A 12,992-nucleotide genomic window follows, 5' to 3' on the forward strand; every position below is an offset into this window, starting at 1 on the left:
TATCCAATATTTATTTGGTATCCGTTCGATGAGACAGACTATTAAAGACGTTGAAACAAATGTTGCTTATCGTTGGTTTTTAGGTTATTCATTCGAGGATCCTATCCCGCATTTCTCTACTTTTGGTAAAAACTATGTTCGAAGATTTAGAGAAACAACTTTATTTGAAGACATTTTCTCTCATATTCTAGAACAAGCTGTAAAAGCTGGCTTCGTTACGGAAGACAACCTTTATATTGATTCTACTCATATCAAAGCAAATGCCAATAAACATAAGTTCACAAAAGAAATGACCTACGGTCAAGCTAAAGCTTATCAAGATGAATTAGAAGATGAAATAAATAAAGAACGTATTGCTGAAGGAAAACGTCCTTTTACATGGGACACAGAAAGTGAGTTGAGTCTTCAAAAAATAAGTCATTCAGATCCAGAAAGTGGCTACTATGTTAAAGGTGAACGAGAAAAACAATTTGCTTATTCTGCACATACTTCCTGTGAAGATAACGGTTTTATCTTATCTACATTAATCACACCAGGAAATGTACATGACAGCCAAGTCGCAATCGATCTGGTTAAACAGTCGAAAAGAGCTTTTCCAAATATAAAGCGTGTTGTCGCTGATGCAGGATATAAGACGCCTAAATTTGTTCATTTTCTGTCACACTTGAAACTCTACCCGATTCTTCCATATACTGCACCTCATGGAGTAAAAGTGTAAATGGCCAAGTTAAAATGTAGGTTTATGCGTCATTTGGTACGCTTTCCTTGTGTTATTTTATTCAAGGAGGAAAGTGTATTGAGAAAAGATATTTATGAAGGAGTGTTACCTTTCATTATGACTCATACAAAACCTAATTATGCTGCTTTAGCTAAACAATATAATTGTGATTACCGTACGGTAAAACGTTATTATGAAGCTGGAATAAGCAATAAATTACCTTTGCTTGCTCAAAAAAATAAAAAAACTTTGGTTAGTGATTTTGAAGACATTATTGCTGATAAATTAGCTTTGGGTTGTTCTTCTTCTGCTATTTATCACTTTATTTCTAAACGTGGCTATCGTGGAAGTGCACGTACCTTAAGAAGATATTGTCGAAATACCAAAGCAGATAAAATACAAAAAGCAACGATTCGTGTTGAAACAACTCCTGGTTTATCTGCTCAAGTAGATTGGAAAGAAAATCTCAAATTGGTTAATAAATTTGGCGAAGTTGTTCCTTGTAATATCTTTCTTTATGTTTTAGGGTATTCAAGAATTAAATACTTAGAATTAACTTTTGATCGTTCTCAAACTACTTTATTTCGTTGCTTAACTCATGCGTTTCAATACACCGGTGGTGTTCCTACAGAAATATGGTTTGATAATATGAAAACTGTTGTTGACCGTAGTCGTAGTCAATTTTCTAAAGTTGTTTTTAATGAACGATTTCGACAATATGCAAAAGAAGCTGGGTTTATTCCGATTGCTTGTCGTGCCTTTCGACCTCAAACAAAAGGAAAAGTTGAAGCTCTTGCACGAACAATAGAACGAATTCGTGTATTTAATTATGAATTTGAATCCATTCATGAATGTCCTAGTGACCGTTGGTCATACGAAAAAGAACAACTATCTTCTTTTGATGCGAATCAACTTAAAATTTATTCTTCTGTTGAAAAACAAATTAAACGAAAAGTATCTAACGAAGCGATGGTTCAATGGAATCAAAATAAATATTCTGTACCAGTAAATTACATCGGTAAAATTCTTACACTTCGTGTGAAAGAAGATAAACTTTACATTTACGATGATTCTACTCTTATTCGCACACATACAATTACTCATCAATTGCTTAATTATCATCGAAATGACTATATAGAGATTCTACGTTCTGACGTTTTCAAACATTTAGAAGACGAAGAATTAGAACGATTTGTTGATGAAAATTTACAAGCGTATGACGAATTATAGAGGTGAATCATTATGTCTAATTACTATCATTTACTAAACAAATTAGAAGATTTGAATTTAAAACATACGAGAGAAATCATATATAAAAACTACAGGTAGTGATTCCACTCGGCGATTCCGTGTGATCCAACTGACGACAGTACCTTGACTAATTCCTACTATCGGCATCAAAAAAATAGGTTTAGCCCATTCTTGGTTGTCTATTCTTTCTTCATCCATACTAATGATTCGTCTTCTACAAAATATTCGCTAAATTCTTGTTCACTAATGACCATGAAAGTGCCTGGAAAGAGCTTTAGAAGGACTTGTCCGTACTCTATCGCAATCATGCCACGCGTTGTTTCAAAAGCTACTTTCCCATTTTTTGAGAATTTCTTTGTTTTTTTAATCGCCGTATTCCCGCAAAAAGTGACCAAACAGCTGTATTGTCCTTTAGTGTATTTCAAATATTCAAATGGTTTTTCATTAAAACAATTCCCTGTCGCTTTTATTCTCGTTTGCTGTTTTTCTGCTACTAACCAACTTTTCTTAGTTGAATGCTCTTGCAAGCGTGCTTCTACTGAAATAATCGAGCCATCTTCTTGTTCTAAATAAATGGAAGAATAATAATCCTTAGAGATAGGAACTGCCTTGCTTAATTCTGAAATCTGTCTCCCTAATAAACGACAACCAGTTTCCTGGGCGAAGGTATAAACCAAATATTCTGAACCATCTTTGAACAAGAGAGAATACACTTGATACACTTTTTTTGGCTTCGCCTTTTCCTTTTTGGGGACTGCGGCCAACTGTTGAATCACTGGTTGTTTGACTTCGTGTGTTTTTTCATACTGCATTAATTGTTTGACAGTAGGCTGTAACTTATCTTGTATTTCTTGATGCTTCTCACAGTATAGACAATAACGATCCTTACCAATCGGATGAAACAAATCCGGATCGGACTTATGTTTCTTTTTGATTTCTTGCAATTTCTCCTCGTATAAATGTTTCAGTGTCAGCATTTGTTTGTACTCTAATCGATTCAATTCTTTTACTCCTTTTGTTTATTATCTACACATAATAAATTTTTTCTTCAAATATCTTTCTATTTATTCTATCACACATCAATTCCCTTTATATTCATTAAAAGGAGTTTTTGTTTACTTTTATGATAGCTAGTATGCTATCATAAAAGTATGGATAAACCACAATTTGATTACGTTAAACGGAAAGACGGAACAAGCGAATTTGAAGATTTTTTGAACTCTATACCTGAGAAGGATTCTTCTAAGTTATTAGCAATAATTGAAATAACAGAAGAAAAGGGATTGCTCATTGCTCAAAGAATGGAGTGGGTAAAAAAATTAGATAATGATTTGTATGAATTACGTTCGAAAGTAGGAAAAAATATCCAACGAGCAATATATTTTCAAAAAATCGACAATGAATTTCTTATCACACATGGTTTTACTAAGAAAACTCAAAAGACCCCACAAAAAGAAATAAACCATGCAAAAAGTGTTCGAAAAAAATATTTGAAGGGAGAACTAATATGAGTGTTAAAGATCTAATTGAAAAGAAAAAAGCGGAAAGTCCGACTTTTGCTCAAGAGTTTGAAGCAGAAAAACAGCGCTTAGAAATTGCAGTAGCAGTTACTGAATTAAGAAGCGAACTAGGGGTTTCCCAACGAGAATTTGCTGAAAAAGTTGGGAAACCGCAGAGTACGATTGCACGCATAGAGAATGGAAGCATGAATCCAAGTATAAAAATTTTATATGAAATTGCTAAAAAAGTTGGTAAGGAATTGCATGTAGAATTTAAATAATGAATATCCGTCAGGTTTAAACTGACGGAGTTTTTTAAAACTTATTTTACGTATTTGCAACGAGGATCGTCTTTAAAGAAAAATAGCCAGACAACCGTCTGACTATTAAACACCTACTTATTTTTTTCGTTTAGCAATTGGAAGTCTTGATCAATGAATTGGTAACAATTTCCACAAGTTTTACAATGGTATTGTTTCGTTTGAATATTGAGCTGAATCAGCTCACCACAAGCACAATCGATCGATACAGCCGTTCTTCGGTCTAATCCATATAATGGACGTCCCCAAAAAATATAGCCTAATTGTTGTTCTTTCATTTACTTCATTCCTCCCTAAAAATATATCTATTCGTAGTTGGTATGGCGCTTCGTTCGACCAATGATACATCTCAATGAGTGAACTTGACCTTAGAATGCTCGTATAAACAACGATTTATTTAATTTGAAAGCGACTTTTATATTCATTTTATCAATTTTCTACTCACTTGCTTCTATTTGTTTCTTAATTCTAAAAAGCGTGCTACGACTGAAACCCGTTATGGCTTCAACTTCTTTATACGATTTACCGGAAGTAATCAATTCATATGCGTGCCTCTTCTTTGGTGTGATTGTTGCTTTCGGACGTCCCTCTTTAAAATTAGGATTATTCTTTTTCGCAAACAATTTCCCTTCCTGAGTACGTTCTACAATCATATCACGTTCCATTTCAGCTACACTCAACAACGTGCGTGTAACCATTCGACCCATTGACGTATTTTCGATCGTTCCAAGATTCAATACCTTAATTGTGACGTTATCATCGAGTAAAGGTTCAATGATCTCTAGTGCTTCTCTTGTATTACGGGCGAATCGATCAAGTTTCGTAACAACGATTTCGTCTCCAGGCTTCAGACCAGCTAACAGCTGATTAAACTTCGGGCGATCTCGTTTCGTACCTGTAAATTTTTCAGAAAAAATATTCTTCTTCTCAACACCGTTCTCAAGCAGCTGTTGTATCTGTTCCTTTGTACTTTGAGAAGCGGTTGAGACACGTGCATAGCCATATTTTGTCATTTAATTCACCTGCTCTTACAAATCATCTATCGTATATTCAGAGTATCCTTCATAAAAATAGCTAACATCGATTCCTTTCATATATAACTCACGATCGCCAATTTGATCAGTCAGGGCATTGAAAATCAGATAGCGTATTTCCAAGTCGTTTACTGGACTGCGCTCCATTGCAGAAAGATAGTCTACTTTATCGATCAAGTTCCAGTCAACAACTTTTTGCAATTCTTCCTTTAAAATGAGATCTAGCCAAATTCTAGTACTTCGTCCATTCCCTTCACGAAAAGGGTGAGCGATATTCATCTCCACGTATTTCTTAATAATCTCTTCAAAAGAAGTTTGTGGCATTTGATCAATATGCTTTAACGAATGTTCCAGGTACATGACCGGTGCGAAACGAAAATTTCCTTTTGCAATATTGACCGTCCGAATGTTTCCTGCAAAATCATAAATCTCTGAAAAGAGAAAATCATGAATTTCAGATAAGCCTTTAAACGTCCCGACTTCGATTTCATTTATTTTTCCAGAATCGTATAATTCTTTTGCTTTTTGCTTACTGATTTTCTCTTCAGCTTTGGCCAACTCAACTTGATTGGTCAAACCCAATTTATTCTCTAAAATCATGGAAAATCCCCTTAACTTTTTGACATAAGTTTATGAAACACTACAAATCCTATTGTACCGCGAATTTAATCATGTGTCAAAAACTATATTAAGTTTCTGACCTCTTTAATAAATTGTTCTAAGATTCATCGTCTCCTATTTTTAATTGAACATAGATTTTGTTACAGGTTTCAGTACGCGATATAGAATAATTTTCATAGAAATTTGATTCAAAAAAATAGTGCCAGAAATAAGTCATTTTCTGAACACTTTAAAAAGTTATACACAATTCTTTAAAATTTTCTTGAATCATTCTTCTAAGTAATAGCCACCACTATCTAATAATTGAGTACGTCTATATTCCTTTGATAGAAAACATCTTCTTTCTATAGAGTTAGACATGAGAGAGACTACGATTGATTTAAAATCAATAAGCGTATATACTGTATATACAGATGGAAAGGGGAGAAGACTATGACAATCAAAGAAAGAAAATTCAGAGAAGTGGGGAACTCAGTAGTATTAACTATTTCAAAGGAGTTTCTTAAAGAAAATGGGTTAAATCCTGGAGATACGGTTTTTTTAGATGAAGAAAAACTTCGAGCAGCAATTATAAAAAAACAAACCTTATCTGATGAAATTGATGTAGCAATATCTCAAGCATTAACTGAATATGATAATACTTTTAGAGAGCTTGTCGATAAATGAGTATTTATTACCTGGAAGCTAAAGATATTATAAAAATGAATGTGATCCAAATAAAAAAATACTCTCCTAATGAACCCATTGGTGTAAAGGACATAAATGCTTTAGAAATGTGTGTAGGGCAACTTCAAGCCTCAGCTTTTGGTGAAGAGGTTTATCCTTCGATTTATGAAAAAGCAGCTATCCTACTTATACAATTGATAAAGAAACATCCTTTTCACAATGCAAATAAACGTACTGCTTTCTTAGCTACTTTTGTCTTTTTGAAAATCAATGGACAGCTTTTAGCTATTGATCAAAAAGGTGCTGTAAATTTAGTGGTATATATTGCTACATATAATAAGGATTTTGATCAACTAAAATATGAAGTAATTAACACTATAAAGACACATACGAAACCCATTTAAAAAGTTGCTGTATGTGTCTTTATAGTGTATTAGCTGCTATAGCGAAAGAATTGTAGTAAATTACAAATAGCTATAATTCAAACCCAACTATATAGAAAACTATAATTTTCTATATATACGAATAGCATAACTTCAAGCATACAAACTAGCTACTTTCCTTTGAAACTCCTCTTTATTTGAATCCCCTATTCCTTAGAATAAGACTGTTTCTGGATCAACTAATTGTAATTGAACTAAAGTATTATTTTTACAAAGTTCAAAGTGTAAATGACTACCTGTGCTATTTCCTGTTGAGCCAACATAACCAATAATTTGACCCTGTTTCACTTTGTCACCCACTTTGACTTGATATTCTTGTTGGTGCGCATATAAAGCGGTTGTACCATCTTCATGCTCAATGGCTACATAATTGCCCCATGAAGGGTGAAACTCAGATTTAACGACCGTTCCTGCTTTACTAGCATAGATTGGCTCACCTTGTGGCGCTGATAAATCAAGACCTCGATGAAATTCTCCACCACGAGTACCAAATGGACTAGAAATTGTGTAATTCTTTAATGGTACGACATACCCTTTTTTATTTAGTTGTGGGTCCGCTACTTCTTTATCATATGTGGTTAAATCATAGGTCTCGATTAGACCGTTTATTTTTTTATCGTAGCTAGTATCTGTAGCGTATCTTCCAGTTAAAAATTTCGTTGCTTCTTGATAAGTTTTTGCATTTGTCTTCCAAACCCCATCGTAAAAACGACTGTTCCCAGTCAATCCCTCTTTCAAGAGCTTAGCATAGTCATTTAAGCTGTCTTCGTAGTTCTCATACTGTCTAAAAGTTGACTGAGTAGTATTATAATAAACTGTCCCATTACCTAGATCTTCTTGTGTCGTAAAAGAGACACCTTTTCCATTATGTGTGCCTTTGATTCCAAATAAATTGTAATTTGGCGCTTGGGCTAACTGACTTTGACCACTAGCCGATTCTAAAATTGCTTGGGCAATCAGGACTGAAGCATACAAATCATTTTCTTGTCCAATTTTACGAATAAAGCTTTCTACAGACTTATCTTTTTCAAAATGAATGTTTCCTTCGTTATCCTGTTTACTTGAAGGCACTATTTCTTGAATCGGGACTGTTGGTGCTTGATGATAGTTTTTTGGCTCTTCTTGAACAGGTTGTGCTTCTTCTGATTTTTGTTTTTTTTTCTGCAGAAACTTGCGGTGTATCTGACTGTTTGGATTGTTTAGTTACAACTTCCACAGGTTTAGACGGTTGAGTCTTTTTTTTGTTCTCTGATTCATTCGGTTTGGCTATTGGTTGTTCAATTGGTTTTATACCTGAAGGTTTTGCTTCCTCCTGATTCGTATTTTCGTGTTGATTCGAATCACTAGTACTAGGCTCAGTTGACTCTGGTTTTGTATCTGTTGTTTCATCAGGCGTTTGATTTGATTGTTCTGATAAAGACTCGGTGGTTGCTTCTTCTTTATCAGACGTTGTGCTATCCGTTACTGTCGCTCCATTATCTATATTTACTATGGTAGATTGCTCAGTAGACATAGTAGCTTGCTCTTCATCTGCTAAAACTGTAGGCGTATAGCTAAAAACTTGTCCTAATAACAATAAAGTAGATAATAAATTACTCGTTTTTTTCATTATAGACCTCCATTTTGCTTCTTTATTAACCTGAAAATTATCTCTTATTTTCCTAGTCTTACAACTTCTTATAATTTTAGAAAATTTTTCAGCTCCATTTTTCTCTGTTCATCAATTAAGGATTTATGTACTCCTTTAATCGCTCCTTCTAAAGCTAGTAATCGATTTACACAAGCCGAACGACCAATTTTCTTTAATTTTAACCATGCTTGTTCTGAACCCATTTTTTCCAATTCCTCAAATGTACAAATTCCTACTAAATTTAACTATTTTTCTAGTTTTTCACCAATATTAGGATATTCACTTAATTTCTTCATAAATACGCCTTCTTTAGAATCAATTGTAGTATAAATTTTGATTTTTTTTCCATATTATTCTTTTATGATATCTAGGTAAGGAACTACTAATTTCTTCCTTATTAAACCCTACCATCTTTTTCCCCTTTTCAAGATCTATAATAATTGGGGATCTTAATAAATCAGAATTCTCAATTATTAGATTCAATGCCTCTTCATAAGAAATAGTGTCGAATTTCTGCTTAATCCGATTATAATATTTTAATCGAAAGCTCAAAATATTATCAAATCCATGAGATGACATTAGTAATATTTTTTCTAATTCACTTCTATTCAACGAACACCTCCTGTGTATTCTTCTTTCTTCATAAACAATTTGATTCTTTTGAACCAAACCCATTTAATGGCAGAACGGCAAGATAGACTTCCATTTCTAGTATAAATAACTATCACTGTCATACCTCTCATCATTTACTTAGTACGAATGTATCTATAATTTCTGAATTTATTACTTTTTTTTAAATGGTTATTTCCTTTATTATTCTGTTTACCCAAAGGAAACAGGTTTTAAATCATTGTTGTTATAGAGTTTTTTAATAAACTAAAATCAAATTGCAATTTATCATATATAATAATAAATTCATTAGATTAATATCTCACCTCCTTCCACTACTAACTCATGTGGAAGCGACAAGCCGAAAATCTATTATATTCTAAGAAAGAAGCACCATTTGACGTTTCACTGTTCAAGATTGCAAAAAAGTGAGAAAATGATCCGTCATCTTATAAGTGTACCCTGTAGGATTCGAACCTACGACCGTTCAATTATTTGCCGAATGCCCTGACCAACTGAGCTAAGGGTACAGTTTGTTACTACGAGACGTTAAAAGAAAAGAGAATCTCCACATTTCCGTGCCAACATTCCTAAATATTTTGTAGTAAGTGCAATTTCAGAGTCCATTTTATACTACATAATATTTTTGGGCAGAAACTAGGAAAGTCTTTCAAACAAAGTTGCATGACTCTTTAAATTGGGGGTACACATATTTAGTAAAATTTTAGCCATGCAACAACATTATGTTACAAAAAAAATCAAGAGATACATTCCACCTTTCTTTCAATAAAAAAAATTTTTTAATATCTCCTGTAATATGAATATTTAATCTCAGCTAATAATATTATTTTTTATAAAGTTAAAGAAATATTCGTAATACAAACATCATTCACTATACTTTCGTTATTCCTTTCATTGTAAAAACGTAAAATTATCAACTTCCTAATTTCTCACCTCAACGCAAATTCCTGCCTTTACCATCAGAATATCTCTTTTTTATCAAAATCTATATATCCTAACATTACATGTTCTATTCACAATTTTCTGTAATTAATTCAATTTATTTTGAAGTAAATAATCCTGCAAAGATACCCGAAAATAAAGATTTAATTATCTTATTTTCTCCAGAAAAGTAAAAAAGACCTGTGCCATAAACACAGGTCTCAGACTGTAGACAAAAAGAGTGGCTTAATTGCCAGCTCTTTTTTGTTTGAATAATTTATTGAACATTCGTTAAAACTAATTGATTATTTTGCATAGTATAAGTGTAGGTATAACCTGTTTTTCCAAGTTTTGTTTTTAAATTATCGTTATCACTTGTCCCAAATCGATGCCATGGGCCTTCGGCATGATAAATTTCGACTGTACTTCCTTCTGGTAAATCAACAGAAGCAATTGGACCATAGTTTCCTTTCACTTGTTGATTGCCATTCCATTGTTGGTTGTAAAGTATATTTCCATTAGGATCTGTTAATTTAATAGATGCGTATTTACTTGTTTTCCAACCGTTAAAATGGAATCGATAATTTGAATTTTTTGTAATTGTTGCTTTATGGTCTTTTACTGTCAACGAAACTCGTGGAGCGATAGGAACTTTTGCCAACTCTTGTCCACCAAGTTGAATTGTTTGTTCTACACTTTGTTGACTTTGTGATTGATTAAATAGTTGTTGCAGTTTTTGAACTTTGGATTGAATTTTGTTTATACGATCTTGAGTTACTTCTAATTTAGATAAGTTTTCGATCTTATTTTTTAAATCATCAATTTCGGGTTGAGTCACAGTTGTTTTTATTGTTTGTTCATTATCTAAAAATGAATCATTGATTTTATTTTCTAAATCATTTGTCCAAAGTAAAATAGCATTCTTTAGAACCTCAGCTAAGCTAGAAATATTATTCATTGTATTTTTGTCTCTATCTCGACGTTCTGATTTATATTCACTAAAGCTTTGAAATACTTCTAATAATTGCGAATCAGTAATTGTTTTTTTCAAGTTTTGCTGATTCGAATCCTCAAATAAATTATCCATTTGTTGTTTATAAGAACTAATTTTTTCATCTTCATACGATTGATTAGCTGCTTTATTCAATTCACTATGAATTGCTCTTAAAAGTTCATTGGAAAGCTGTTGCACAAGTTGTTTGTCTTTTTCTGACAACTCATTCGAATGTGTTTCAATGAATGTTGTAGTTTCTGAATATGCATCTTGAATTTGTTTATCAGTTGCTTCTTCTGTTAAATGGATAGCATGATATTTTTCATCTAACACTAAAAGTTTTTGAATTTTTTCAATAAACGCTAAAACTAAAGGATGTGTTTGATTTTTATTATCAATTAGATTTTGTGCTTGACTAATTAAATTCATTAGATTTTGTTTTGAAGAATCTTGATCCGGTAATTTTTCAACATTTGTTTTAGCAAGGTCAATTTTCGCTTGATCTACTCCACTTTTCAAAGCTGTATGAGTAGAATCTTCAAATAAATCAGTTACTGATTTTTCAATATCTTCATACCAAATATTAGTTGAATCTATCCATACATCCATAAAATCTGCAAAGGACTGTTTATTCCCATAAATAATGCAATCATTCACTCCATATAATATCCCCAGTGCATTCCTAACATTTGATGTATCAAAATCACCTACATTTAAAGTAGTTAAATTTGTACAATTACTGAACATTACAAGCATTTCGGTAACATTTGATGTATCAAAAGTACTTAAATCTAAAGTAGTTAAATTTGTACAATTACTGAACATTTTATCCATATTGATAACATTCGATGTATCTAAAGTACTTAAATTTAAAGTAGTTAAATTTGTACAATCACCAAACATTTCCTCCATATTGATAACATTCGATGTATCTAATCCTCGCATGTCAATACTTTTGGCTTTTGCACTCTGAAATAGTCCTGTCAAATCTTTATCTATAACTTTAATTTCTTTATTTATTCCACTTGTCTTAAAACTATTTAATCCTTTTAGATTTAGCTCATTTAACATGCTCTTCAATGAAATTTCTACGGGTTTATTTTTGAATGTAGTTGGTACTTGGACATTTGACTTGTCTCCAGTATAGTCGACAAGTCTATATCTTCCAGTTTTCTCGTCCCAAATTCCTTTCCAGTCCCCTTCACTAATTTCTTCTGAATCTTTAACAAATCTATTTGTGGCAAATATTGGTAATTCTGGTTTCGGAATTTGTGAGACTGGAGTACCCTCAATTGTTTTCCCATTGCTTTCTAAGTATTGAGCTAATTCTTTCGCAGTAACAACATCATCTTGATTGTAATCAGCATTTAGAAAACCATTCTGACCTATCTTTGAACTCTCAAAATAGGTTTGTGTAAAATAACAAAACCTAGGATCCATATTAGAAAATTGACTTTTTGATGAAGAACAAAAAACGGTGTATTTTGAGTCTGATTCAAAATACCTCAATTGATCTGAAGAGAGCCATTTTTTTTGTAATTCAATCGGCAGTTGTATTCTATTGATCGCACTGCCAGACATGCATGCAGTTATACATATAACAAAATGCCCTTCAAAAGAGTCTAAAATAGCTTTTAACTCGTTAAAACGAAAATCAATAATCCCCCCCCTATAACCATGTGATTCAATAACTAAGTAATTAATATCATCTTCTTTTGAATTTTTGAATGCTTCATTTAATTTGGCGATTGCTGTTTGTTTATCATCCAATGCCCTGATGATTTGATAGTCTGTATAAGGATCGATAGAATTTGTAAATTCAGCTTCAGCCATTCTGTGTCCGTATGCTGTTAAAGGGCGCAGTACTCCTTGTTCATCGGCATAATTCCGTTCTAAATAAGCAGCGTGCCGTTCCATTGCAGATGTATCTGTAGAACATCCTAATCCTCCGATAAATAATCCTAATCCTAACCAACCTAATCTAATTAATTGCTTTCTCTTTTTGAACATAAATCTACTCCTCTTAATTAATTTGTGAAAACCTACAATTAATTATAAAAAATATATAAGTTCAAAAATTTTTATATTTTATCTTTATAGCAAAAAAAAAAAAAAATAATAATAATTTTTGTATTATCCTTTGACAAAAGAACTGAAAAGGATGATTTATACATGAAATGTAAAAAAATAATTACAACGCTAATGCTTTCTACATCTATTCTAGGAACATTAACACCGATGGTACCTACTTTAGCAGCAGAAAAT

The 12,992-nt window shown here is 32.4% G+C and carries 13 protein-coding genes, 1 tRNA gene and 2 pseudogenes; 6 read left to right on the plus strand and 10 right to left on the minus strand.

Features of this window, described 5'->3' with window-relative positions:
• Nucleotides 1-715, plus strand: a pseudogene (locus G7Y42_RS14260) (IS1182-like element ISEfa12 family transposase); the annotation flags it as partial.
• Nucleotides 716-796: 81 nt separating this feature from the next.
• Nucleotides 797-1,948, plus strand: coding sequence for an IS21 family transposase (gene istA, locus G7Y42_RS14265; RefSeq protein ID WP_165038310.1), 1,152 nt, complete (start codon nt 797-799; stop codon nt 1,946-1,948).
• A gap of 200 nt (nt 1,949-2,148) precedes the next feature.
• Here istA and G7Y42_RS14270 read toward each other — a convergent pair whose 3' ends face one another.
• Entirely contained in the window at nt 2,149-2,970 is an 822-nt protein-coding gene (locus G7Y42_RS14270) for a hypothetical protein (RefSeq protein ID WP_165007313.1), read from the minus strand.
• A 150-nt stretch (nt 2,971-3,120) separates the two neighbouring features.
• Between G7Y42_RS14270 and G7Y42_RS14275 the strand changes: the two genes are divergently transcribed.
• Nucleotides 3,121-3,480 (plus strand): type II toxin-antitoxin system RelE/ParE family toxin, encoded by a 360-nt coding sequence (locus tag G7Y42_RS14275; protein WP_165007316.1) that lies wholly within the window; start codon nt 3,121-3,123, stop codon nt 3,478-3,480.
• Nucleotides 3,477-3,749 (plus strand): helix-turn-helix transcriptional regulator, encoded by a 273-nt coding sequence (locus G7Y42_RS14280; RefSeq protein WP_165007319.1) that lies wholly within the window; start codon nt 3,477-3,479, stop codon nt 3,747-3,749. The genes G7Y42_RS14275 and G7Y42_RS14280 overlap by 4 nt, the downstream gene beginning before the upstream one ends.
• Before the next feature lie 113 nt (nt 3,750-3,862).
• Here G7Y42_RS14280 and G7Y42_RS14285 read toward each other — a convergent pair whose 3' ends face one another.
• From G7Y42_RS14285 to G7Y42_RS14295, 3 genes are all read right to left on the minus strand, one after another.
• Nucleotides 3,863-4,066, minus strand: a complete 204-nt coding sequence (locus G7Y42_RS14285) for a DNA helicase UvrA (RefSeq protein WP_165007322.1) — start codon at nt 4,064-4,066, stop codon at nt 3,863-3,865.
• 159 nt (nt 4,067-4,225) lie between these two features.
• A complete protein-coding gene (locus tag G7Y42_RS14290; RefSeq protein ID WP_002300096.1) occupies nt 4,226-4,801 on the minus strand; it encodes a recombinase family protein in 576 nt (191 codons plus the stop codon).
• A 15-nt stretch (nt 4,802-4,816) separates the two neighbouring features.
• Nucleotides 4,817-5,422, minus strand: coding sequence for a Fic family protein (locus G7Y42_RS14295; RefSeq protein ID WP_165007325.1), 606 nt, complete (start codon nt 5,420-5,422; stop codon nt 4,817-4,819).
• 453 nt (nt 5,423-5,875) lie between these two features.
• Here G7Y42_RS14295 and G7Y42_RS14300 point away from each other — a divergent pair, with 453 nt between their 5' ends.
• Both G7Y42_RS14300 and G7Y42_RS14305 read left to right on the plus strand, forming a co-directional pair.
• A complete protein-coding gene (locus tag G7Y42_RS14300; RefSeq protein ID WP_165007328.1) occupies nt 5,876-6,109 on the plus strand; it encodes an addiction module antitoxin in 234 nt (77 codons plus the stop codon).
• A complete protein-coding gene (locus G7Y42_RS14305) occupies nt 6,106-6,513 on the plus strand; it encodes a type II toxin-antitoxin system death-on-curing family toxin (protein WP_165007331.1) in 408 nt (135 codons plus the stop codon). The genes G7Y42_RS14300 and G7Y42_RS14305 overlap by 4 nt, the downstream gene beginning before the upstream one ends.
• A gap of 192 nt (nt 6,514-6,705) precedes the next feature.
• On the opposite strand, the gene G7Y42_RS15210 is transcribed toward G7Y42_RS14305, so the two are convergent.
• From G7Y42_RS15210 to G7Y42_RS14330, 6 genes and pseudogenes are all read right to left on the minus strand, one after another.
• On the minus strand, nt 6,706-7,623 hold the full coding sequence (locus tag G7Y42_RS15210; RefSeq protein ID WP_346773683.1) for a peptidoglycan DD-metalloendopeptidase family protein: 918 nt from the start codon (nt 7,621-7,623) through the stop codon (nt 6,706-6,708).
• Nucleotides 7,610-8,161 (minus strand): hypothetical protein, encoded by a 552-nt coding sequence (locus G7Y42_RS15215; protein WP_241161969.1) that lies wholly within the window; start codon nt 8,159-8,161, stop codon nt 7,610-7,612. The genes G7Y42_RS15210 and G7Y42_RS15215 overlap by 14 nt, the downstream gene beginning before the upstream one ends.
• Nucleotides 8,162-8,229: 68 nt before the next feature.
• Nucleotides 8,230-8,415, minus strand: a pseudogene (locus tag G7Y42_RS14920) (TfoX/Sxy family DNA transformation protein); the annotation flags it as partial.
• An 82-nt stretch (nt 8,416-8,497) separates the two neighbouring features.
• Complete coding sequence (locus G7Y42_RS14320) at nt 8,498-8,794, minus strand: ArsC/Spx/MgsR family protein (RefSeq protein ID WP_165007333.1); 297 nt, start codon at nt 8,792-8,794, stop codon at nt 8,498-8,500.
• A gap of 453 nt (nt 8,795-9,247) precedes the next feature.
• A tRNA-Ile gene (locus tag G7Y42_RS14325) sits at nt 9,248-9,321 on the minus strand.
• 689 nt (nt 9,322-10,010) lie between these two features.
• Nucleotides 10,011-12,737 carry a BspA family leucine-rich repeat surface protein gene (locus G7Y42_RS14330; protein ID WP_165007336.1) on the minus strand — a complete coding sequence of 909 codons (2,727 nt, stop codon included), beginning with the start codon at nt 12,735-12,737 and terminating at the stop codon, nt 10,011-10,013.
• Between the last annotated feature and the right edge of the window lie 255 nt (nt 12,738-12,992).

Origin of the sequence: Enterococcus sp. ZJ1622, from assembly GCF_011038845.1 — a bacterium.
Lineage (GTDB): Bacteria > Bacillota > Bacilli > Lactobacillales > Enterococcaceae > Enterococcus_B.